Origin of the sequence: Corynebacterium guangdongense, from assembly GCF_030408915.1 — a bacterium.
Classification (GTDB): Bacteria; Actinomycetota; Actinomycetes; order Mycobacteriales; family Mycobacteriaceae; genus Corynebacterium; species Corynebacterium guangdongense.
The window spans coordinates 2,200,661-2,220,555 of sequence record NZ_CP047654.1 but is presented as its reverse complement, the minus strand read 5'-3'; the positions used below and the strand labels follow the sequence as shown (position 1 = coordinate 2,220,555).

The window sequence follows — 19,895 nt, the reverse complement described above, 5'->3', positions numbered from 1 at the left end:
AGGGGACTCCTTGAGGAGGGGGAGGGGACTAGCTGGGAAGGAAGGCGGAGGTGAGGGAGGAGAGGTCGAAGGCGCCGCCGGCGGGGGAGGCGGGTGTGGCCTTCTCGGGTTCCTGGGTGAGGTTGGAGTGGACCGTCTCCGGGCGCGACTGCAGCAGTAGGAGGTTCTCGCCGTCGGGCAGGTCGGCGTCGAGCGCCCACTCGATGTCCTGCGGGCTCTTGTAGTGCTTCTCGGCGCGCTTGGCCATCCGGGCGACGGCCTCGAGCTCGGCGTCGGTGAGCGAGCGTCGCTGCGCGCGTTCCGGCTCGACCTCGCGCTGGACCAGCGTGCCGGCCTCCGCGTCAGGGACGAGTTCGGCGTGCTTGTCCCCGAGGTGCTCGGTGACGACCTGCAGGGTGATCTTGTCCAGGAGGATGTGATCCGGGGTGACCTCGCCGGAGACGACCATCTCGCCGACGCCCCAGGAGGAGTCCACGGCGATCTTGGAGCGGTCGCCGTTGTTCGGGTTCAGGGTCATCGCCACGCCGGCGACGCGCGCGTTGACCATCTTCTGCACCACCACGGCCATGCCGAGGCCGTCGGTGGGGATGTTGTTCTTCAGGCGGTAGGTGATGGCGCGGGTGGTGAACAACGAGGCCCAGCACATGCGGATGTGCTCGCGGACGTCCTCGTAGCCGGTGACCCAGAGGTAGGTGTCCTGCTGGCCGGCGAAGGAGGCCTCCGGCAGGTCCTCGGCGGTGGCGGAGGAGCGCACGGCCACGGGGACGTCCCCGCCGCCGCAGCGGGCCATGAGGTCCTCGTAGGCCTCCTTGAGCACGATGCGCTGGGTCTCGGCGATCGGGCGGTTGAGCAGCGCGTCGCGGATCTTGCCGGCCAGCACGTCGATGGCGGCGACGTCGTCCGGGTCGATGGTGGCCAGGTGCTCGTCGATCTTGGCGCTGATGCCGGAGCCCTCGATGAAGTCGAGGTAGTTCTTCGTGGTGACCACGAAGCCCGGGGGGACCGGCATGCCGGCGGCGGTCATCGAGACCAGGGACGCGCCCTTGCCGCCGAGGTCCTCGAGCAGCGGCTCGCGCGGGTCGTCGAAGGTCTGGATGTACGGGTTGTGCTCAGTCATTGTTCGCTCCTTCTAGTTGTCCCAGGTGACCGGGACGGAGGTGGGGACGCGGAAAGAGAGGTTCTCGCGGAAGTCGATGTCGTGGCCGTCGCCGCGCAGCCGCAGGCTCGGGGCCAGCTTCACGGCCTCCTCGAGGCAGATCTTGGCCTGCAGCTTGGCGAGCATGTTGCCGAGGCAGTAGTGGATGCCGTAGCCGAAGGAGAGGTGCTCGCGGGCGTTGGTGCGGGTGATGTCGAAGGACTCGCCGTCGTCGAAGCGGTCCTCGTCGCGGTTGGCGGAGCCCATGAGCAGGAGCAGTCCGTCGCCGGCCTTGATCTCCACGCCGCCGACGGTGGTGTCCTTGAGCGCTTTGCGACGCCAGCCGACGATGGAGCCGGAGTAGCGCAGCGTCTCGTCGACGGCGGCGGGGATCTTCTTCGGGTCCTCGACGATGGCCTGCCACTGATCCCGGTGCGCCAGCAGGACGCGGAAGGTGTTGGAGATCAGGGTCGTGGTGGTCTCGTGGCCGGCGAAGAGCAGGGAGTAGAGCAGGGAGGCGATCTCGTGGTCGGAGATCTCGCCGCCCTCGGCCTGGAAGCGGACCAGGTCGGCGGTGAGGTTGTCCCCGCCGTTGGCCTTGGCGTCGGCGACCAGGCGCTGGCATTCCTGCCAGTAGGCGACCAGGTTGTGGGCGTGCGGGATCTGCTCCTCGTCGGAGAGATCCCCCCAGGTCATCGCGGCGCGGGAGTCGCTCCACTGCTTGAAGGTGTCGATCTTGGCGGTGTCGGCGCCCATCAGCGTGAGGATGGTGATGGTGGGGATGTCGTAGGCCAGGTCCGTGAAGATGTCGCCGGTGCGCTCCCGGCGGGCGAGCATGGTTTCCAGCCGCTCGACGACGCCGGCGCGGATGTCCGGCTCCAGCGCCTTGTAGCGGCGCGGGGTGAAGGCCTTCTGGGCGATCTCGCGGATGCGGGTGTGCTCCGGGGGAACGCGGGCGGAGAGGCCGGAGTAGGCGGTGAAGCCGCCGTCCTTCATGATCTTGGTGGCCTGCGGCCCGCGCTCCCGGACCGGCGCCTGGGCGTTCTCGGAGGAGAAGGTCTCCCAGTCGCCGAAGACCTCCTTGATGTCGTCGTAGCGGGAGACGACCCAGTAGCCGATGCGCTCGTCGAACATGACCGGCTCCTCCTTGCGGAGCTCGGCGTAGGCCGGGAAGGGGTTCTTCTGGTTGAACGGCTCATAGCCGTGGTGGTCGGTGGCGGCCTCGGCGCCGTGGCCGAAGGGGCAGCCGCCGGTGGTCTGCTGGGTGGTGCTGTCAGTCTGGGTCTGGGTCGTGGCGCTCATGGGGTGGTGCTCCTCCAGGTTGCTGTGAGCCTGTGGCCGGGCGAGACCGGGACCATCGATGCTCGTGCGGGTGATGCCTGTCACTGTGTGACCTGGGGTACATGGTGCGTGCCGGACGGCCCAAAGGCGACCCGTAACTTCCACTCAGTGGAAGTGGATTAGTAGGGGTACTCTGAGCTGCCGTTGTGCTCGTGATCCGGGTCCTCCGGGCCGTCCGGATAGAAGGAAATGAGCGTTTCCAGAGGAATGTGGTTCGTCGCCGCCTCGATCTTGAGCGCCAGCTGCTGCATGGCGGGCACGTGGCGCCGGAGCTCCCTGTACGCGTCCGCCGGCGCCACCACGCCGATCGCCGCCCCGATGTCGCCCTGGTGGAAGACCGGCACCGCGATCGAGGAGGTGCCCAGCCGCTGCTCCTGGTGCGTGGTGGCCCAGCCGTGGGCGCGCACCGCACGCAGCTCCTCCTTCAGCCGCTCGGGCCGCTGGATGGTCAGCGGCGTGAAGGCCTCCATGCCGCCGTCGATGTAGGCGTCCCACATCCACGTGCTGGAGTAGGCCAGCAGCACCTTGCCCACGGCGGTGGAGTGCAGCGGCTGCCGGCTGCCGGCCCAGGAGGTGCGCGGGACGCGCTGGGAACCGTAGAGGCGGATGACGTAGAGGCTGTCGCGCCCGTAGCGCACCGCCAGGTGGGAGGTGTGCCCGGTCAGCGAGTAGAGGTCCTGCACGAAGGGGTGCGCCGCGGTCCTGATCTGCTGGCCCACCGACTGGCTCAGGCTCCACAGGCGCAGGTTGATGGTGTAGCGCCCGTCGCTCATCTTGGACAGGATCTCCTCGTCGACCAGTTCGGAGACGATGCGGTGCGCCGAGCTGAGCGGGAGATCGGCGGACTCGGCTATGCCGCCCAGGGTCTGCGGGTGCTTCGCCAGTTCGAAGCTGCGCAGCACCGCGGAGACCTTGCTGATCACCGAGCGCCCCGGGGTCCGGTTGTTGCCCGCCACCCCTAGCCCCCGATCCTTGCTTTGAGTTCCTGCCGTCCCTGCACCCCGAGCTTCCGGTACACGCTGGTCAGGTGGTACTCGACGGTCTTGGTCGACAGCGTCAGCTCGGTGGCGATGGTCCGGTTGGTCGCGCCGTCGACGACCAGGCGCACGATCTGCTCCTCCTGCGGGGTCAGCCCGGTGCGGGTCAGGGCATGCCCGCCGACGCCGCTGACCCGGCGCTCGGCCCGGCACTCCCGCACCCGGGCCGGGGCGCCGATGGTCTGGTAGGTCTCTGCGGCCCAGGCGAAGATCTCGTCCGCCTGCGAACGCCGGCCGTAGCGGCGCAGCGCCTGGCCGAACTGGAAGAGCACGCGGGCCAGGTACGTCGGCATGGACAGGTCACGCAGCGAGTCGATGGCGTCCTCGAAGGTGCGGAACCCCCGGGTCTTGTCGCCGCGCTGCAGCTGGATGCCGGCGCGCACCATCGCCGTGCGGGCGTGGACCGAGGCCAGGCCCGCGCCCCGCTGGGCAACCTCGGCCACGCCGATGACCTCGTCGGCTTCCTCGATGCGCCCGGCCCGCAGCAGCGTCTGCGCGTAGATGTCCTCCCACACCCAGTAGCCGGGCTGGCCGATGTTCGCCGAGGAGGCGACGGAGCTGAGATGGTCGCCGGCGCGCAGCGCCAGCGACTGGTCGGTGGTCGAGGCCGTCACGATCATCCGGCCCATGGCCGCGGGCAGGGTCTGCAGGAGGAAAGAGTCGTCGGGCAGGACGGCACGGGCCAGGTAGTAGCGGGTCAGCGCGTCGTCGCCGCGCATCGACGCCGTCTGCGCCCCGGTCCACAGCAGCAGCGGGGTGAGCAGCTCGACGCCGCGAACCTCGGCGGAAGACAGGCCCCGCTCGACCGCCTCGGCGGCGCCGGCCAGGTCACCGAGAACGTAGAGGGTGCGGGCCAACCACGCGTCCTGCCACAGCCGCAGCACCGGGGTGTCCGTGGAGAGGATGCGCAGATCCTCCCGGGCGCGTAGCGGATCGTCCTGCGCCAGCGCCGTCCAGCCCCGAAAGAGGCGGTGGCGCTGGGCGCCCACCGGGGTGGCCGTGTCCAGATCCGGGAACGGCCGCCCCTGGTGGGCGCCGAGCGCGGTCCGGGCGAACTCGGAGAGGACGAGCGCCTCGTCGGCGTCGGCGGCACCGGGTACGGCCAGCCCCCGGGCCCGCCCGGCCAGCGTCGCCGCCTCCTCCAGCCGCCAGTCGGCGAGGTGGATCATGGCGCTGCGCACCAGGAGCGCGGCGGTGGACTCACGCTGGGCCGTCTCCCGGACATAGTCGAGGGCCTGTCGCCGGTTGCCGGCGTAGAGGGCCAGGTAGGTCGACAAGGCCTCACGCACCCCGGGCGCCTCCCCGGGGGCGGGCGCGTCCGCCAGGTAGACGGACGCGGCGTCGAAACGGCCGGCGGCGGCGTGCTCGGCGGCGACGCGCAGGGAGTCCCCGGTGGGGGCGGTGTCGCTGAGCCACTGGTCCGTGGGCCGCTGGGCGATGAGGGCGTCGACCCCGCGCCGGGAGCCCGAGGACGCGCGGTGGACGGACTCGGCGGTGGCCGCCGGCAGGGAGAAACCGTGGTGGTCGCGCACGTACGCGGCCGTCTCGGCCAGGGTCATCGGCGGCAGGTGGATGAGTGTGGCCGCGCTGATGCCGGGATCGTGGGCGATGGTCGCCACGACTGTCTTGCGCGGCCGCGGCCCCTGGGTGACGGCGGTGAGCAGGACGCGCACCGACTCCTCGTCGGCGAAGTGCAGGTCGTCGATGAGCAGGACGTCACTGCGGCGGGAGTCGGGGGAGGCGTCGAGAAGCGTGCTCAGGGAACCGGGCTGTTCCCGGTTGGCGGCGAGGAAGCTGATCCGGTGGACCTTCTCTGAGGAGAGGGAATGGCTGAGTTCGCTGAGGAATGCGGCCGGGTCGGCGGCGGTGTCCGCGAGGATGAGGACCAGGTGCCCCTCCCCGGGTTCGCGGGCCGTGATGCTGTGGGTGATCCGGCTGATGAGGCGGTGGCGCATGCTAGTGAACCTAGCAGCGGGGGTGACCGGGCGGGCGGCCGTTGTGTGGGGGTTATCTCGTGGGCAAGATGGGGCTCGTCTACGTCACAATCTGAAAGGGTCCCGGCCATGACCGACTACTCCCATCTGGTGTCCGACAAGATCTTCATCGAGGGATGGCGGGAGGGGCGCTCCGAGCGTGTCGCCACCGACCGCAACCCCTTCGACGACGCCGACATCGTCACCATCCGCCAGGCGTCCAAGGAGGACGTCGACGACGCCTACGCGGCCGCGGCGAAGGCCCAGGTCGAGTGGGCGGCGCTGCCCCCGCGGAAGCGCTCCGAGGTGATGGAGCAGGCCGCGCAGTTCATCACCGAGAACCGTGACGCCATCGTCGCGCTGATCCGCGCGGAGTCCGGCTCCTCGGGGATCAAGGCCAACGTCGAGGTCGGCCTGGTGCTGGGCTCGCTGAAGGAGGCGGCCACTTTCCCGACCCGAATCCACGGCGGCATCCACCCCTCCAACACCCCGGGCAAGACGAACTTCGTCTTCCGTGAGCCGCGCGGCGTCGTGGGCGTCATCAGCCCCTGGAACTTCCCCTTCACCCTGTCGATGCGCTCGGTCGCGCCCGCGCTGGCCTGCGGCAACGCCGTGGTGCTCAAGCCCGCCAGTGACACCCCGATCACCGGAGGCACGCTGCTGGCCCACATCTTTGAGGCGGCCGGCCTGCCGTCCGGCGTGCTCGGCGTCGTCGTCGGCGCCGGTTCCGAGATCGGCGACCACTTCGTCGAATCCGAGGTTCCCTCGCTCATCTCCTTCACCGGTTCCACGCCCGTCGGCAGGCAGATCGGCGCCAAGGCGCTGGGCGGCGAGCACATCAAGCAGGTCGCCCTGGAGCTCGGCGGCAACGCCCCGATGGTCGTGCTCGACGACGCCGACCTCGACCTCGCCGTCGGCGCGGCCACCATGGGCAAGTTCCTCCACCAGGGCCAGATCTGCATGTCCATCAACCGCATCATCGTCCACACCGACGTCTACGACGAGTTCGTCGAGCGCTACGGCGAGCGGGTGCGCGGGGTCACCTACGGGAGCCAGCTTGACGACGCCACCATCGTCGGCCCCGTCGTCAACGACAGCCAGCTGGAATCCGTGTCCGCCAAGATCGAGAGGGCGCGCGCCGAGGGCGCCCGCGAGATCGTCGCCAACCCGATCGAGGGCCGCGTCATCCCGCCGCACGTTTTCGCCGACGTCACCCCGGACATGGAGCTCTTCCGCGAGGAAATCTTCGGCCCCGTCGTGGGCATCGCCCGGGCCAACGACGAGGAGCACGCCCTCGAACTGGCCAACGACACCGAGTTCGGCCTTTCCTCGGCCGTGTTCACCCGCGACCTCACCCGCGGCGTGCGTTTCGCCCGCCGTGTCGAGGCCGGCATGACCCACGTCAACGACATCACCGTCAACGACGAGGCGCACGTCATGTTCGGCGGGGAGAAGAACTCCGGGGTCGGCCGCTTTAACGGCGAGTGGGCCATCGAGGAGTTCACCACCGACCACTGGGTCAGCGTGACCGACGGGTTCAACAAGTTCCCCTTCTAGCCCGGACGACACCCGCACGGCCGGTCTTTCGGTCCAGGCGTGCGGGTTGCGGCCGGACAGGAAAACGCCTCCGGCCCGCACAGCTGTGCGGGCCGGAGGCGTGGTGCGTCTACGCCAGGAACTCGGCGAGCGCCTCGTTGACCGCGTCAGCGGACTCGAGGGTCGGCACGTGGCCGCCCGGAACGGTGACCGTCGTGGCCGGGCCGGAGACCTTCTCGGCGATGGCGTGGACGACCTCCGGGGGAGTGGACTTGTCGTCGGCCCCGGCCAGCGTCAGCACCGGGCAGGTGATGCGGTGCAGGCGGGAGGCGAAGTCCCAGCAGCCCAGCGCGTCGGCGCCGTGGGCGTAGCCCTCGCCGCTGGTGCGGCGGATCATGGAGCGGTACCAGTCGCGGGTGGCCGGGTGTGTGGTGGCGTAGTCCTCGGACAGCCACAGGCTGACGACGGCGTCGGCCATCGCCTCGGTGCCCTTGGCCCGGGTGAGCTGGGCGCGCTCGGCCCACTTCTCCTTGCCGCCGAAGGCGGTGGCCGTGCACAGGAACGCGGCCCGGGTCACGCGGGAGCTGGTCGCCGCCAGGTACTGGGCGATGGCGCCGCCCATCGACAGGCCGACGACGGCGAACTCCTGGACGCCCAGGTGGGTCAGCGTCTTGAGGACGTTGTCCGCCAGGTCGGAGACCGTGGCCTCGCCGGCCGGCAGATCCGGCTTGCCGGAGCGGCCGTGGCCCGGGTGGTCGAGGGCGATCACCCGGTGGTTCGCGGACAGGGCGTCGAGCTGCGGCAGCCACATGTTCGTCGTGGAGGCGATGGAGCCGAGGAAGACGACCGGGACGCCGGTGTCCTCCCCGCGGGACGGGTATTCGACGTGGTGCAGAATCATCTCTAGTTCTCCTTCTCGATCACGGCGGCCAGGCCCTGGCCGCCGCCGATGCACATGGTGACCAGTGCGCGGTTCTTGTCGGTACGGGCGAGCTCGTGGGCTGCGGTGACCACCATACGTGCGCCGGTGGCGCCGACCGGGTGGCCCATGGAAATACCCGAGCCCACAGGGTTGAGCCGCTCGTCGTCGGCGGAGATGCCCCACTCCTTGAGGCAGGCCAGGGCCTGGGCGGCGAAGGCCTCGTTGAGCTCGATGAGGTCGATGTCGTCGAAGGTCAGATCCAGGCGCTTGAACAGCTTCTCGGTGGCCTTGACCGGCCCGATGCCCATGCGCTCCGGGGCGACGCCGGCGACCGCCCAGCCCCGCAGGGTGACCGCCGGGGTCAGGCCCAGCTCCTCCGCGCGGGCGCGGGTGGTGACGATGCATGCTGCGGCGCCGTCGTTCTGGCCGGAGGCGTTGCCGGCGGTGACGGTGGCCTCGTCGTCCTGGCGGCCCATGATCGGACGCAGGGTCGAGAGCTTCTCGACGGTGGTGTCCGCACGCGGATGCTCGTCCTTGTCGACGATGACGTCGCCCTTGCGGTTCGGCACGACGACCGGGACGATCTCGGCGTCGAAAAGGCCCTTCTCCTGGGCGGCGACGGCGCGCATGTGGGACTCGTAGGCCATCTGGTCCTGGGCCTCGCGCTCGATGGAGTAGTCGCGGCGCAGGTTCTCCGCGGTCTCGATCATGCCGCCAGGGATCGGATGGTTCTTGCCGCCGGCGGTCTCGCGGGCCTCGGCGAGACGGTCGCGGAAGACCATGTTGCCGCCCTTCTTGCCCCAGCGGACGTCGGCGTCGACGGTGTATTCGGTGCGCGACATGGCTTCGGCGCCACCGGCGATGATGAGATCGGCCGCGCCCGAGGAGATGTGGGCGGCGGCGGTGGCGATGGCCTGCAGGCCGGAACCGCAGCGACGGTCGAGCTGCATGCCCGGGACGCTCTCGCCGAGGCCGGCGTCGAGGGCGACGACGCGACCCAGGGCCGGGGCGGCGCCGTTCGGGGACGCCTGGCCGAGGATGAGGTCATCGACGTCGGTCGGGTTCAGGCCGGTGCGCTCGATGAGGGCCTTGACCACGGTGCTGGCCAGATCCTGAACCGGGACGGCGGTCAGGGCGCCGCCGTAACGGCCGACGGGGGTGCGCAGCGGGGAGCACAGGACGATGTCGGTGGGGCTGGTCATGATGATGTTCCTTTACTTGTTACTTGGTGGTGGTCTTGAGGTCGTGGCTGATGAGCCGGGCCGTTTCGACGACCGCGGGGGCGACCCGTTCGTGCAGTTCGGTGAGGGTGTAAGAGGAGGCGGAGGTGGCGATGTTGACCGCCGCGACCGTCGCCCCCGTGGCGTCGAGGACCGGGGCGGCGACCGCGCGCAGCCCCGACTCCAACTCCTGGTCGACGACGGCGTAGCCCTGCCGTCGGATCTCGGCCAGGAGGGGGTCGGCGGGGGCGTCGTCAAGCCCGGCGAGCAGCACCCGGCCCATCGCCGTGGGTTCCGCGGGCAGCCGCGTGCCGACCGTGATGGTCAGGCTCATGATGCGGGTGACCGGCACGCGGGCGACGTACACGATATCCTCGCCGTCGAGGATGGACATCGACGAGGACTCGCCGACCACGCGGGAGAGCTGCTCCAGGTGGGGCTGGGCGATCTCCGGCAGCTGGAGCGAGGAGACGTAGGCGAAGCCCAGCTCCAGGATGCTCGGGGTCAGCCAGAAGGTCGAGCCGTCGGTGGCGGCGTAACCGAGGTCCACCAGCGTCAGCAGGAGGCGGCGGACGGTGGCCCGGGCCAGACCGCTGGCGCCGGCGACCTGCGTGAGCGTCTGCCGGGGACGGGTGGCGTCGAAGGTCGTGATGACGCGCAGCCCACGGGCAAAAGACTGCACGTGGGTGTCGGACGCCGGTGCGGGTGTGCCCATGGCCGGACCCCTTTCTGTTCGCTTGGTGAACCCTTGTGCGTTCACCGAACTCCAGTGTACGCTGAGAATCATGCTTGACAAGACCATCGAATCAATCAGTGATGCGGTGGCCGACATTTCCGACGGGGCGTCAATCGCCGTCGGTGGTTTCGGCCTCGTCGGCATCCCCGCCCGCCTCATCGACGCCCTGCGCAGCCAGGGGGCCGGTGACCTGACCATCGTCTCCAACAACCTCGGCACCGACGGCTTCGGCCTCGGCCTGCTGCTGGCAGACGGCAAGATCACCCGTTCCATCGGCTCCTACATCGGTTCGAACAAGGAGTACGCCCGCCAGTACCTCTCCGGTGAGCTCTCGGTCGAGTTCACCCCGCAGGGCACCCTCGCCGAGCGCATGCGCGCCGGCGGCGCGGGCATCCCGGCGTTCTACACCAAGGCCGGCGTCGGCACGCAGCTGGCCGACGGCGGACTGCCGGTCCGCTACAACGCCGAGGGCGAGATCGTCGAAACCTCCAAGCCCAAGGAGACCCGCGAGTTCAACGGTGAGCTCTACGTGCTCGAGGAATCCATCCGCACGGACTTCGCCTTCGTCCACGCCGCCAAGGCCGACCGCTTCGGCAACCTCGTCTTCGAGAAGACCGCCCGCAACTTCAACCCGGACGCGGCGATGGCCGGCAAGATCACCATCGCCCAGGTCGAGGAGAAGGTCGACGAAATCCACCCGGACGAGGTCCACCTGCCCGGCATCTACGTCGACCGCGTCGTGGTCGTCGGCCCGCAGGAAACCGGTATCGAGAACAGGACGGTGCGTAACTAATGACCTGGACACGTGAGCAGATGGCCGCCCGCGCGGCACTCGAGCTGGAGAACGGCCAGTACGTCAACCTCGGCATCGGCATGCCGACCCTCATTCCGGGCTACCTGCCCGAGGACCTCGAGGTCGTCCTGCACTCCGAGAACGGCATTCTCGGCGTCGGCCCGTACCCGTTGGACGAGGACGTCGATCCGCAGATGATCAACGCCGGCAAGGAGACCATCACCGCCGGGGAGGGCGCGAGCTTCTTCTCCTCCTCCGACTCCTTCGCCATGATCCGTTCGCGCTCCATCGACGTCGCCGTCCTCGGCGCCATGGAGGTCTCCGAGCACGGTGACCTCGCCAACTGGATGATTCCGGGCAAGATGGTCAAGGGCATGGGCGGCGCGATGGACCTGGTCCACGGCGCCAAGAAGATCATCGTCATGATGGACCACACCACCAAGAAGGGCGAGTCCAAGATCCTTCCGGTGTGCAAGCTCCCGCTGACCGGCGCCAAGTGCGTCGATCTCATCGTGACCAACTACGCGGTGTTCACCGTGGACAAGGACAAGGGTCTGACCCTCGTCGAGGTCGCCGAGGGTGAGAGCGTGGACTCCGTCCGCGCCGTCACCGAGGCCGACTTCGAGGTCGCCGTCTAGCGTCTCGTCGGTGATCGGCCCGGCCGCCCGGTCTTCGTTGACACGGGCGCGTCTGTAATACGGCGTCCCTCGGCTCCCGTCTTCTCGTGCAATTACACGAGAAGACGGGAGCTGCGGGGCGTCATATTACATTTCCTCCCGCCCAGGAGGTTCCGGGACTGTGCAATGGCTGTGCACCGGCGGTGCGACGGCCCCGTGATGGCGAGGCCCGGGTAACGCACCTACCATCTAGGGCATGACACAGCCCAGTCAGCCGTCCTATGACCTCGTCATATTCGGGGCCGCGAGTTTCGTCGGCAAGCTCATCGTCGACTACGTGTGCCGGACCGCCCCCGACGGCATGCGGATCGCCGTGGCCGGGCGCAACCGGAGGAAGCTGGCCGCGCTCGATGCGCCCTATCCCATGATCGTCGCCGACGCGGCCGACGCCGACGCCATGGCCAGGCTGGCACGCTCGGCGAAGGTCGTCCTGACCACGGTCGGGCCCTACAACCTCCACGGCCGCACCCTGATCCGCGCCTGCGCCGAGAACGGCACCGACTACGTCGACCTGTGTGGCGAGGTCGTGTTCGTCCACGACAGTGTCGTCGAGCTGGACGACATCGCCCGCGACAGCGGCGCGAGGATCATCCACTCCGCCGGCTTCGACTCCGTCCCCTCCGACATCGCCGTTTTCCAGCTCAGCCGGATGGTCGACGAGCTGGGCGAGGTGGAAATGGTCATCTCCGACCTCAACGGCGGCGTCTCCGGCGGCACTGTCGCCTCGATGCTGGACTCCTACCAGGCGGCCAGTTCAGAGATCTCGTCCCCGGAGCGTCGGCAGGCGATCCGTTCCCCCTTCGCCCTGGCTCCCGGGGAGAGCTCGGATCAGCGGGTGGTGGCCACGGGTTTCCGGCCCTGGGACGCGCCCTTCTTCATGGCCGGCTACAACACGCGCCTGGTGCGGCGGTCCGCGCAGCTGCTCGACTACGGGGAGAACTTCAGCTACGTCGAGTACCAGCGCATCGGCGGCCGCATCCGGACCGCCGGGTTCGCCCTCGGGCTGGTTCTGATCGCGCAGCTCATCCGGCGCAAGTGGGGGCGTGCGATCATGCGCCGCTTCCTGCCGAAACCGGGGGAGGGACCGTCCCGGGCGCAACGCGAGAAGGGCTCCTTCACCGTCACGACCACCGACGTCGACAGCGGCGCGGCCGTGCGGGTCCGGCTCGACATGGACCCCGGCTACGAGGGCGCCGCGCTCATGATCGTCGAGGCCGCGTACTCGCTTCTCGATGGCGCCGGCGCCCCGGGAGTGGGGACGCCGGCGACGCTGGGCGAGGCCTACGTCGAGCGCCTCCGGGACGCGGGCATGGAAATCACCGGGCCCTAGCCGAGGGGCTGGCCTGGAAGACGACCGGCACCAGTGCCGATGTGAGGCGCCGGCCCGGATACCGATACCGTGGAGGACATGGACAAGATTTCGCTGGGTGAGTTGGGTGGTTCGTCCTCGCGGACCTATGCCACCCGCGAGGTGACCGCCGGGCAGGTGGCCCGCCCGGTCCACGTCGCGATCGCGATGTGGGAGGAGCCGTGGAAGTCGGGCAAGGACGCGGACAAGCAGGGCTGGATCATCGCCGTCGACGGCGGCAAGGGCAAGCGGGCGGTGCTGGAGGACGGGGTCGCGAAGCGGGACCCGGACCCGCTGGCCGTCGAGGCGCTGCAGCAGGAGCTGCAGCGGCTGCGCCTGTCGCCCCGCAACGTGTGGGTGGTGACCGGCAAGCGGCAGATGGCGCTGCGTTCCCTGCTGGAGAAGGCCGGTTTCGACGTGTCGGGGTCCTTCTCCCCGCAGAACCGGGCGGTGCGCCGGGCCAACAGCATCATGCAACGACGTCGGAAGGCGACGACGATCCAGGTGTCGGGTCAGGAGCGTCGTCGGCGGCAGCAGGAGGCGCGGGCGGCGGCGCCGGAGACCCGCTGGCTGCCGAGCTATTCCCGGATGGAGGCGACCCAGGTCGAGACGGTGACGATCTCCTGCGACGCCTCCTCCGACACCCATTCCACGGGCAGCGTGTGTTTTGTGGCCTCGACGGGGGATTTCGAGGTGGAGACCAGGTCCACCTCGGCGAGCATCGACGACCTGGAGATGGTGGCGCTGACGAAGGCGCTGCGCTACGCGGTGCGGGTCGGGGCGAAGTCGGCGGTCATCGAGAGCGACTCGGCCGGGGCGCTGGCGGCCGCGACCGGCATGCACAAGCGGGGCTCCGACGGTCGGCGCCGGGGCGGCATCCGGGGCAGTGTCCGTAGCGAGTATCACCGGGCGTGGAAGGCGGCGAAGGAGTCGATGGATCTGCGCATCGAGCGGGTGCTCGGCCATTCCGGCGATCCCCTGAACAAGGCCGCCGACCAGATCGCCTACCTGGCGATGCGGGCGACGATTCACCCGCGGGAGGCGTCGGAGGCGGCCCTGAAGAAGGGGATCGACAAGTCGCTGCGCGACGCCACGGGCGTCACGTCCGCCGTGAAGACGACGGCGCCCCGGCGACGCAGGAGGCGTCGCCGGGGCGGTCGGGGCGGTCGGGGCGGCGGTTCGAGGACGGAGTGACTACCAGCCGCGCTCGGCCAGGCGGTGCGGCGCCGGCAGGTCGGCGACGTTGATGCCGACCATGGCCTCGCCGAGGCCGCGGGAGGCCTCGGCGATGGCCTTCGGGTCGGTGAAGTTCTTCGTCGCGGCGACCACGGCCTTGGCGCGGGCGGCGGGGTTGCCGGACTTGAAGATGCCGGAACCGACGAAGACGCCGTCGGCGCCGAGCTGCATCATCATCGCGGCGTCGGCCGGGGTGGACACGCCACCGGCGACCAGCAGCGGGACCGGAAGCTTGCCGGCGGCGGCGACCTCGCGGACGAGGTCGAGCGGGGCCTGCAGTTCCTTGGCGCAGACGTAGAGCTCGTCCTCGTCCTTGGCGGCGAGCTCGCGGATCTCGCGGGTGATGTTGCGGATGTGCTTGGTGGCCTCGGAGACGTCGCCGGTGCCGGCCTCGCCCTTGGAGCGGATCATCGCCGCGCCCTCGGCGATGCGGCGCAGGGCCTCGCCCAGGTTGGTGGCGCCGCAGACGAAGGGAATCTCGAAGTCGTGCTTGTTGACGTGGTTGACGTAGTCGGCAGGGGAGAGGACCTCGGACTCGTCGACGAAGTCGACGTTGAGGGACTCGAGGATCTGGGCCTCCACGAAGTGGCCGATACGGACCTTGGCCATGACCGGGATGGAGACGGCGGCCTGGATGGATTCGATGAGGTCCGGGTCGGACATGCGGGCTACGCCGCCCTGGGCGCGGATGTCTGCCGGCACGCGCTCCAGCGCCATGACGGCCACGGCGCCCGCTTCCTCGGCGATGCGGGCCTGCTCGGCGGTGACGACGTCCATGATGACGCCGCCGGTGAGGTGGTCGGCGAGGCCGCGCTTGACCAGGGGGGAACCGTGTGGTGCAGAGTTTTCAGTCATGGTGGTTCATTGTGCGCAACGCCGTGGACTACGATGAAGGCCAAAAACTGACAGGAATTTTGGACCACATGACCCAGTCCCTCCCGGCGCGCATCGTCGACCTGGTCCGCGGCCGTCTCGACGACGGCACACTCAGTCCCGGCGACCGCCTGGAATCCACCCGTACGCTGGCCAAACAGATGGGGGTGTCCCGGGGCTCCGTCGTCACGGCGTACGAGCAGCTGGTCGGAGAGGGTTTCCTCGTCGCGGACCGCGGGGGCACCCGCGTCAACCCCGATCTGCCGGCCCGCCGTGCCCGCACCGCGGTGCGGCCGGTGCGGAGCGCGGCCACCCTCCTGGCCCCGGGCGTGCCCGACACCAGCGAGCTGGCCACCCACACCTGGCGCGCGGCCTGGCGGATGGCCGCCGCCGAACCCGCGGCGCACCCGGCCCCCGGGTCACGGCGGCTGCGCCAGCAGATCGCCGACCATGTCCGGTTGACCCGTTCGGTCTCCGTGACCGCGGACAACGTCGTCATCACCGCGGGCGCCCGCGACGGGCTACGCACCATCATGGGCGTGACCGAGGGGCCCGTCGGCGTCGACGACCCGGGTTTTCCCACCCTCCACGCGGTGCCGCGCGCGCTCGGTCGGGAGGTCGTGCCCATCGCCGCCGACGCCGAGGGCATGTCGGTCACCGCGCTCGCCGAGGCCAACCCCTCCGTCGTCCTGGTCATGCCCAACCACCTCTATCCCACCGGCACGCAGATGCCCGCGTCGCGGCGCCTGGAGCTCATCGAGTGGGCGCGCGGCTCCGGCGCGCTCATCGTCGAGGACGACTACGACTCGGAGCTGCGCCCCGCCCACGCCGCGCTGGCCGGCCTCGATGAACACGCGGTACTGCTCGGGTCCTTCGCCAAGACGCTGACCCCCGCGCTGGGCCTGGGGTTCCTCATCGTCCCGGAGCACCTCGTGGAGGCTGCGGGTGCGGCGACCGCCCCGGTCTCGGGGGTGGTGCAGGACGCGATGGCGAATTTCATGGCGGAGGACGGGCTGCGTCGGCATACCGCCAAAATGCGCCGCATCTACCGGCGCCGCCGCCGGATCGTCAGCGAAGTGCTGCCGGAGGCCGTTCCCATGGACGGCGGCCTCCACGCGGTCATCGAGGTAGCGAACCGCACGGTGGAGGAGCACGTCGTCGCGCGGTGCCGAGCGGCGGGCTTCGGGGTCGCGGGGCTGGCTGACTACTGGACCGCCTCGGAGCGCGGTGGCGTCGTGCTCGGGGTCGGCGGGCTCGACGACGCCCGGCTGCGCACCGCCCTGGGCCGCCTGGCGGACGTGATCCGTGGCTAGCGGTTCCCGGCTCAGGAACTGCGGTCGAGCAGCCAGGCGACGAGGCAGCCGATGACGATGCCCCAGAACGGCGCCGAGATTCCCAGCAGGGTGAGGTCGGCGACGGTGACGAGCAGGCAGACCAGCGCGCCGGTGGAGGTGCGGCCGGAGAAGGCCGCGAGGAAAGCCGCCCGTAGTGGGGTCAGCATGGCGACGCCGGCCAGCACCGCGATGAACTCGCCGGGCATGCCGAGCATGAAGGCGACCGTGATGGGGGCGATCAGGCCGACCAGCAGAGCGGTCGCGCCGTTGGTCAGCGCCGCGGTGTAGTGGCGCTCGGCGTGGCGGGAGGTGACGAGCAGGGCGTTGGTGGGGCCGGTCAGGCAGGTCGGGGAGGCGCCGATCAGGCCCTGGGGAATGGCCCACAGGCCGGAGGCGAAGGCGGAGAGGTTCGGGCCCTGCGTGTGTCCGGCGGCGCTGAGGACGGCCACGCCCTGGCCGTTCTGGACGATGATGACGGTGATCGCCAGGGGAATGACCAGCTCGACGATGGCGGCGACGCTGAACTCCGGGGCGGTGAGGACCGGGCGGGCGATGACGCCGTCGGCCAGCACGTCCCCTTCGAAGCGGCCGGCGACGATCGCGATGACCGTGCCCACCACGGCGGCGGCCAGGGCGGGCGGGAAGACGGCGCCCAGACGCGGCATCATCGACAGGGCGACGAATACCGCGATCATGGGAAGGCCGAGCAGCGGGGAGGCCTCGGTCGAGGTGACCAGGTTGAGTCCGAAGGTCAGGAAGACGCCGGCGACCATCGCCATGACGATCGAGTGGGGGATGGCCCGCATGATCAGACCCACCAGGCCCGTCCAGCCGAGGACCGCGACCAGGACGCCGGTGACGAGATAGGCGCCGATGACCTCCGCGTAGCTGAGGTGGGTCAGCGCATCGCCGGCCAGGACCGTGCCCGGGATGGTCCAGAAGTAGGCCTGGGGGCTGCGGTAGTACCAGGTCAGAAACAGGGTGAGCAGGCCGTTGCCGAAGAAGGCGCCGAAGATCCACGACGAGGACTGCTCGGCGCTCAGCCCGCCCGCCGCGGCGGCGGCGAGAATCACCGCCAGGGGGCCGGAGGCGGAGAAGATCAGCGCGACCAGGCCGTTGCCGGCCTCCTCCGGGGTGAGGTCGCGGGCGATCTCGCGTAGGCCCGGTGGCCGGGCGAGCGGCTTTTCAATCGCGCTGAGCGGGAAGGCGGGGGTCGGTGCGGACCCGGCGCCCTGCTCGGTGTCCTGTTCGGTGTCCTGCGAGAGGTCGCTGTCGACGTTCGTCATCGGGGCCCTCCGTGTCTGGGGTGTTGGGTGGCGTGGCGATCGTCGACAGTCTGCCAGGGGAAGCGACCCGCGTCGCTGGGGCAACCGTCCTATCACCCCCGGTGTCCGGGCGCTCGCCGTCCACGACGGGCGGGCGCATGGCCCGGGTGGGCCGACTTGACCTCTTTACTAGAGTGAAGGCACACGTTCCCGACACGAAGCGAGACCGAAACCCGAATGGCACGTATGCAAGAAAGCGCCGACCTGCTCAAGTGCTCCTTCTGCGGAAAGAGCCAGAAGCAGGTGAAGAAGCTCATCGCCGGTGGCGGCGTCTACATCTGCGACGAGTGCATCGAGCTGTGCAACGAGATCATCGAGGAGGAGCTCGGCGCGGCCCAGGCGTCCGAGACCGCCGACGAGGTCGCCCTGCCCCGGCCCTCGGAGATTTCCGCCTTCCTCGACCGCTACGTCATCGGCCAGGAGGACGCCAAGCGCGTCCTGTCCGTCGCCGTCTACAACCACTACAAGCGCATCCGGGCGGAGGAGATCGCCGGGGCGGACGTCTCCGCCCGGGCGAAGAAGCGCCGCGACGCCGACGGCGACGAGCATATCGAGATCGCCAAGTCGAACATCCTGCTGCTCGGCCCGACCGGTTCGGGCAAGACCTACCTCGCCCAGACCCTGGCGCGTCTGCTGGACGTCCCCTTCGCCATCGCCGACGCCACCAGCCTCACCGAGGCCGGCTACGTCGGCGAGGACGTGGAGAACATCCTGCTCAAGCTGCTCCAGGCCGCGGACTTCGACGTCGAGCGCGCGCAGCGCGGCATCATCTACATCGACGAGATCGACAAGATCTCGCGCAAGTCGGACAACCCGTCGATCACCCGCGACGTCTCCGGCGAGGGCGTGCAGCAGGCGCTGCTGAAGATTCTCGAGGGCACCGTCGCCTCCATCCCGCCGCAGGGCGGGCGCAAGCACCCGAACCAGGAGTTCATCCAGCTCGACACCTCCAACATCCTCTTCATCGTCGCGGGCGCCTTCGCCGGCCTGGAGAAGGTCGTCGGCGAGCGCGTCGGCAAGAAGGGGCTCGGTTTCGGCGCCGAGCTGGAAACCGCCTCCGACCGCGAGAAGGCCGACCTGTACTCGCAGGTCCGTCCGGAGGACCTGATCAAGTTCGGTCTCATTCCGGAGTTCATCGGCCGCCTGCCGATCGTCGCGACGGTCACCGAACTCGACCGCGAGTCCCTGGTGCGCGTCCTGACCGAGCCGAGGAACTCGCTCGTGCGCCAGTACCAGCGCCTCTTCGAGATGGACGGGGTCAGCCTGACGCTGACGGAGGACGCGCTCGGCGACATCGCCGACAAGGCCCTCGAGCGCGGCACCGGCGCCCGTGGCCTGCGCGCCATCATGGAGGAGCTGCTCGTGCCGGTCATGTACGACGTGCCGGACCGCGAGGACGTCTCCGAGGTCGTCGTCACCGGCGCCGTCGTCCGCGGCGAGGCGGAGCCCCGGCTCGTCCTCGTCGACGAGAAGGAAGAGGAAAAGACCGCTTGACGACGCACGGCCGACGCCCCGGGCGGGGCGTCGGCCGTGCTTGTCCTGATCCGTTATTCGTAGGGCTCGTCGAAGAGGTCGGCCGTGCTGGAGGGATCGTAGAGGCCCCCGTCGGCGCTCGAATCCTCCCGGCCCAGGCTCACGTTGTCGGCCACCAGGTAGCTGGCCTGGCCCGTGTTGGGGATGTTCGAGGTCAGGAAGGCCAGCACCGAGTCGATCATCATGCGGTGGACGCCCTCGACGTTCTCTTCGCTGTCCAGGTGGATGTTGAACAGGTTGGCGGTCGTCCTGGTGTTGGTGACCCGGTAGAACGCCAGCGAGGCGACCAGCGTGAAGATGTCGTCGGCGCTGATGCCCGGGCGGAAGGCCCCGGCGTCCTGGCCGGCGAGCAGCAGGCGGTCCACGTGCAGCTTGATGGTCGATTCATCCGACAGGGGCGGGAGGCTGGCGATGTCTAGCACCTGGGTGAGGTTCTCCATGACGATCATCCGCACCGCCTCCGGGTGCTGGAGGAACTGGGCGAAGAGCGCGTCGACGAGCACCCGCATGCCCTCGACCGGGACGTCCGATTCCACCAGGAAGGCGTCCTGCAGCGGGTGCAGACGGTTGATCGCCGCGATGAGCGCCTGCTCGTAGAGCCCGCGCTTGTCGCCGAAGTGGTAGTGGATCATTCGCTTGGACATCCCCGCGTCGCGGGCGATGCTTTCCAGCTTGGTCCCTTCGTAGCCGTATTCGGCGAAGTAATCGAGCGCCACGCTGGTGACCCGCGCCGCCGCGGAATCCGCCGGGGGCGTGGCACCGGACGCGGTGAACTGCGCCGACTCCTGGGGAATGCCTGACTCCTGATTACTCATCGGTATCTCTCTTGATCGTTGCTGCGGTGGGAAGTGGAGTGTCGGAATCTCCAGCCGTTGG

Annotated in this window: 17 protein-coding genes; 7 read left to right on the top strand and 10 right to left on the bottom strand. The window is 69.7% G+C overall.

The genetic code is table 11. The features are described 5' to 3' along the window. Window positions 1–28: 28 nt before the first annotated feature. The 4 genes from CGUA_RS10425 to CGUA_RS10410 all read right to left on the bottom strand — a co-directional run bounded on the left by CGUA_RS10425 (window position 29) and on the right by CGUA_RS10410 (window position 5,468). A complete protein-coding gene (locus CGUA_RS10425) occupies window positions 29–1,117 on the bottom strand; it encodes a PEP/pyruvate-binding domain-containing protein (protein ID WP_290195432.1) in 1,089 nt (362 codons plus the stop codon). A 12-nt stretch (window positions 1,118–1,129) separates the two neighbouring features. Then, window positions 1,130–2,437 carry a cytochrome P450 gene (locus CGUA_RS10420; protein WP_290195429.1) on the bottom strand — a complete coding sequence of 436 codons (1,308 nt, stop codon included), beginning with the start codon at window positions 2,435–2,437 and terminating at the stop codon, window positions 1,130–1,132. 158 nt (window positions 2,438–2,595) lie between these two features. Next, entirely contained in the window at window positions 2,596–3,432 is an 837-nt protein-coding gene (locus CGUA_RS10415; protein ID WP_290195427.1) for an IclR family transcriptional regulator, read from the bottom strand. A gap of 2 nt (window positions 3,433–3,434) precedes the next feature. Then, complete coding sequence (locus tag CGUA_RS10410) at window positions 3,435–5,468, bottom strand: LuxR C-terminal-related transcriptional regulator (RefSeq protein ID WP_290195425.1); 2,034 nt, start codon at window positions 5,466–5,468, stop codon at window positions 3,435–3,437. Between the two features lie 108 nt (window positions 5,469–5,576). Here CGUA_RS10410 and CGUA_RS10405 point away from each other — a divergent pair, with 108 nt between their 5' ends. After that, window positions 5,577–7,043 carry an aldehyde dehydrogenase family protein gene (locus tag CGUA_RS10405; protein WP_290195423.1) on the top strand — a complete coding sequence of 489 codons (1,467 nt, stop codon included), beginning with the start codon at window positions 5,577–5,579 and terminating at the stop codon, window positions 7,041–7,043. 109 nt (window positions 7,044–7,152) lie between these two features. On the opposite strand, the gene CGUA_RS10400 is transcribed toward CGUA_RS10405, so the two are convergent. The 3 genes from CGUA_RS10400 to CGUA_RS10390 are packed head-to-tail and all read right to left on the bottom strand — an operon-like array spanning window position 7,153 to window position 9,879. Beyond that, window positions 7,153–7,923, bottom strand: coding sequence for an alpha/beta fold hydrolase (locus CGUA_RS10400; protein ID WP_290195420.1), 771 nt, complete (start codon window positions 7,921–7,923; stop codon window positions 7,153–7,155). Window positions 7,924–7,925: 2 nt separating this feature from the next. Then, window positions 7,926–9,146 (bottom strand): acetyl-CoA C-acetyltransferase, encoded by a 1,221-nt coding sequence (locus CGUA_RS10395; protein WP_290195418.1) that lies wholly within the window; start codon window positions 9,144–9,146, stop codon window positions 7,926–7,928. Window positions 9,147–9,165: 19 nt separating this feature from the next. Further along, the gene (locus tag CGUA_RS10390) at window positions 9,166–9,879 is read right to left on the bottom strand and encodes an IclR family transcriptional regulator domain-containing protein (protein WP_290195415.1); all 714 of its coding nucleotides are present in this window, start codon (window positions 9,877–9,879) and stop codon (window positions 9,166–9,168) included. Window positions 9,880–9,949: 70 nt separating this feature from the next. Here CGUA_RS10390 and CGUA_RS10385 point away from each other — a divergent pair, with 70 nt between their 5' ends. The 4 genes from CGUA_RS10385 to CGUA_RS10370 all read left to right on the top strand — a co-directional run bounded on the left by CGUA_RS10385 (window position 9,950) and on the right by CGUA_RS10370 (window position 13,912). Then, window positions 9,950–10,693, top strand: coding sequence for a CoA transferase subunit A (locus CGUA_RS10385; RefSeq protein ID WP_290195413.1), 744 nt, complete (start codon window positions 9,950–9,952; stop codon window positions 10,691–10,693). Continuing rightward, on the top strand, window positions 10,693–11,331 hold the full coding sequence (locus tag CGUA_RS10380; RefSeq protein WP_290195411.1) for a 3-oxoacid CoA-transferase subunit B: 639 nt from the start codon (window positions 10,693–10,695) through the stop codon (window positions 11,329–11,331). Before CGUA_RS10385 ends, CGUA_RS10380 begins: the two co-directional genes overlap by 1 nt. Window positions 11,332–11,566: 235 nt before the next feature. Further along, complete coding sequence (locus tag CGUA_RS10375; RefSeq protein ID WP_290195410.1) at window positions 11,567–12,700, top strand: saccharopine dehydrogenase family protein; 1,134 nt, start codon at window positions 11,567–11,569, stop codon at window positions 12,698–12,700. Window positions 12,701–12,778: 78 nt separating this feature from the next. Continuing rightward, window positions 12,779–13,912: an RNase H family protein gene (locus CGUA_RS10370; protein WP_290195407.1), complete on the top strand. Its 1,134-nt coding sequence runs from the start codon at window positions 12,779–12,781 to the stop codon at window positions 13,910–13,912. Here CGUA_RS10370 and pdxS read toward each other — a convergent pair whose 3' ends face one another. Then, window positions 13,913–14,809: a pyridoxal 5'-phosphate synthase lyase subunit PdxS gene (gene pdxS / locus CGUA_RS10365; protein WP_290195404.1), complete on the bottom strand. Its 897-nt coding sequence runs from the start codon at window positions 14,807–14,809 to the stop codon at window positions 13,913–13,915. It lies immediately after the preceding gene. 68 nt (window positions 14,810–14,877) lie between these two features. On the opposite strand from pdxS, the gene pdxR reads away from it, so the two are divergent. After that, window positions 14,878–16,140 carry a MocR-like pyridoxine biosynthesis transcription factor PdxR gene (gene pdxR, locus CGUA_RS10360; RefSeq protein WP_290195402.1) on the top strand — a complete coding sequence of 421 codons (1,263 nt, stop codon included), beginning with the start codon at window positions 14,878–14,880 and terminating at the stop codon, window positions 16,138–16,140. Between the two features lie 11 nt (window positions 16,141–16,151). Here the strand turns inward: pdxR and CGUA_RS10355 are convergent, their stop codons facing one another. After that, window positions 16,152–17,447: a benzoate/H(+) symporter BenE family transporter gene (locus tag CGUA_RS10355; protein ID WP_290195400.1), complete on the bottom strand. Its 1,296-nt coding sequence runs from the start codon at window positions 17,445–17,447 to the stop codon at window positions 16,152–16,154. Between the two features lie 216 nt (window positions 17,448–17,663). Between CGUA_RS10355 and clpX the strand changes: the two genes are divergently transcribed. Then, window positions 17,664–18,980: an ATP-dependent Clp protease ATP-binding subunit ClpX gene (clpX, locus tag CGUA_RS10350; RefSeq protein ID WP_290195398.1), complete on the top strand. Its 1,317-nt coding sequence runs from the start codon at window positions 17,664–17,666 to the stop codon at window positions 18,978–18,980. Window positions 18,981–19,033: 53 nt separating this feature from the next. Here the strand turns inward: clpX and CGUA_RS10345 are convergent, their stop codons facing one another. Next, window positions 19,034–19,834, bottom strand: coding sequence for a TetR/AcrR family transcriptional regulator (locus tag CGUA_RS10345; RefSeq protein WP_290195396.1), 801 nt, complete (start codon window positions 19,832–19,834; stop codon window positions 19,034–19,036). Window positions 19,835–19,895: the final 61 nt, after the last annotated feature.

What these genes read in the sequence shown, in the direction of transcription:
- CGUA_RS10425 (WP_290195432.1), bottom strand. Translation starts at nt 1,117, where the DNA reads ATGACTGAGCACAACCCGTACATCCAGACCTTCGACGACCCGCGCGAG.
- CGUA_RS10420 (WP_290195429.1), bottom strand. Translation starts at nt 2,437, where the DNA reads ATGAGCGCCACGACCCAGACCCAGACTGACAGCACCACCCAGCAGACC.
- CGUA_RS10410 (WP_290195425.1), bottom strand. Translation starts at nt 5,468, where the DNA reads ATGCGCCACCGCCTCATCAGCCGGATCACCCACAGCATCACGGCCCGC.
- CGUA_RS10405 (WP_290195423.1), top strand. Translation starts at nt 5,577, where the DNA reads ATGACCGACTACTCCCATCTGGTGTCCGACAAGATCTTCATCGAGGGA.
- CGUA_RS10400 (WP_290195420.1), bottom strand. Translation starts at nt 7,923, where the DNA reads ATGATTCTGCACCACGTCGAATACCCGTCCCGCGGGGAGGACACCGGC.
- CGUA_RS10395 (WP_290195418.1), bottom strand. Translation starts at nt 9,146, where the DNA reads ATGACCAGCCCCACCGACATCGTCCTGTGCTCCCCGCTGCGCACCCCC.
- CGUA_RS10390 (WP_290195415.1), bottom strand. Translation starts at nt 9,879, where the DNA reads ATGGGCACACCCGCACCGGCGTCCGACACCCACGTGCAGTCTTTTGCC.
- CGUA_RS10385 (WP_290195413.1), top strand. Translation starts at nt 9,950, where the DNA reads ATGCTTGACAAGACCATCGAATCAATCAGTGATGCGGTGGCCGACATT.
- CGUA_RS10380 (WP_290195411.1), top strand. Translation starts at nt 10,693, where the DNA reads ATGACCTGGACACGTGAGCAGATGGCCGCCCGCGCGGCACTCGAGCTG.
- CGUA_RS10375 (WP_290195410.1), top strand. Translation starts at nt 11,567, where the DNA reads ATGACACAGCCCAGTCAGCCGTCCTATGACCTCGTCATATTCGGGGCC.
- CGUA_RS10370 (WP_290195407.1), top strand. Translation starts at nt 12,779, where the DNA reads ATGGACAAGATTTCGCTGGGTGAGTTGGGTGGTTCGTCCTCGCGGACC.
- pdxS (WP_290195404.1), bottom strand. Translation starts at nt 14,809, where the DNA reads ATGACTGAAAACTCTGCACCACACGGTTCCCCCCTGGTCAAGCGCGGC.
- pdxR (WP_290195402.1), top strand. Translation starts at nt 14,878, where the DNA reads ATGACCCAGTCCCTCCCGGCGCGCATCGTCGACCTGGTCCGCGGCCGT.
- CGUA_RS10355 (WP_290195400.1), bottom strand. Translation starts at nt 17,447, where the DNA reads ATGACGAACGTCGACAGCGACCTCTCGCAGGACACCGAACAGGACACC.
- clpX (WP_290195398.1), top strand. Translation starts at nt 17,664, where the DNA reads ATGGCACGTATGCAAGAAAGCGCCGACCTGCTCAAGTGCTCCTTCTGC.
- CGUA_RS10345 (WP_290195396.1), bottom strand. Translation starts at nt 19,834, where the DNA reads ATGAGTAATCAGGAGTCAGGCATTCCCCAGGAGTCGGCGCAGTTCACC.